The sequence below is a fragment of the Delftia sp. ASV31 genome (genome assembly GCF_016428765.1).
Classification (GTDB): Bacteria; Pseudomonadota; Gammaproteobacteria; order Burkholderiales; family Burkholderiaceae_C; genus Comamonas; species Comamonas acidovorans.
This window is the reverse complement of record NZ_JAELTK010000221.1, coordinates 1-414: the sequence shown is the minus strand read 5'-3', so window position 1 is coordinate 414 and position 414 is coordinate 1. Positions and strand designations below refer to the sequence as shown.

Genomic DNA, 414 nt, shown 5'->3' with positions numbered 1-414 from the left:
AAATTACTGAGCGCGAAAACACTGGGCGCGAAAACACTGGGCGAATGGAGGCGCGGTCATGAGTTTGGAAAACGATATCGGCTGCCTGCGCAGCCTGCCGCTGTTCCGGGACATGCCGGCATCGCGGCTGAAGCTCGTCGCGCTGATGGGCGAGCGGCTGCTGTTCGAGCCGGGAGCCATCCTGATCCATCCGCAGGAGAAGCTGGAGGGCGTCTACGTCATCATGGAGGGCGAGGTCGAGATCGCGCATCTGGGTGAGAACGGGGACGAGCGGCGTTTCGTCAAGGATGCCGGCAGCATCACCGGCGACGTCTCCCTGCTCAGCGGCAAGCCGTTCAGCACGACCATCAGCGCGAAGTCGCGGGTGCTGGCGCTGCGGATTCCGAAGGACCTGTTCTTCGAGCTGCTCCAGAC

General features: G+C 63.3%; 1 protein-coding gene. It reads left to right on the top strand.

The window, feature by feature from the left end; all coding sequences use genetic code 11:
* Positions 1-58: 58 nt before the first annotated feature.
* On the top strand, positions 59-414 hold a 356-nt coding region (locus JHD82_RS29090), incomplete at its 3' end, for a cyclic nucleotide-binding domain-containing protein (protein WP_199140374.1).